Annotated in this window: 1 protein-coding gene; it reads left to right on the top strand. The window is 36.6% G+C overall.

What is annotated here, in order from left to right:
• Window positions 1-139: 139 nt before the first annotated feature.
• On the top strand, window positions 140-552 hold a 413-nt coding region (locus VB798_RS24330), incomplete at its 3' end, for an IS110 family transposase (RefSeq protein ID WP_323689836.1).

Here is a 552-nt window from a genome sequence, read left to right as displayed (position 1 = left end):
AAACAATCCATTTGGATATGTACATTTCAAGGGATTCCCCATCACTCATTGCTAAGAGTCACAACAGCACCTTAAGCATCACCAAAATGGTGGTAAACTTGTATAGGACGAGAAAAGACTATTTAATCTATCTAAGACCATGAGCAAAAAAGTAATTAATAACCAAACTATTTTACGTCAATGTGTGGGAATTGACATCAGTAAGGACAGTTTTGTTGCTTGCATTAGTCACAAGACTTCAACCGATGAAATCATTGTAAAAAGTACTAAAAAGATTCCCAATTCCCCTAGTGGTTATCATACCTTACAGGAATGGGTTACTAAGTTCACAAGCCCAGTGTTTCCTTTGATATACGTAATGGAGGCTACGGGCGTGTATTATGAACCTCTTGCATTCGATTTACTAGAAAGAGGTCAATCTGTGAGTGTTCAATTAGCAAAGAATGTCAAGTTCTTTATGCAAAGTCATAATATTAAGTCAAAAACAGATGATATTGATGCTCAGGCTATCGCTCAAATGGGACTGGAAAGAAAACTTAAACTATGGCAACC

The sequence above is a fragment of the Arcicella lustrica genome (genome assembly GCF_034930985.1).
GTDB classification, from domain to species: domain Bacteria; phylum Bacteroidota; class Bacteroidia; order Cytophagales; family Spirosomataceae; genus Arcicella; species Arcicella lustrica.
This window is presented reverse-complemented; position numbering and strand designations above follow the sequence as displayed.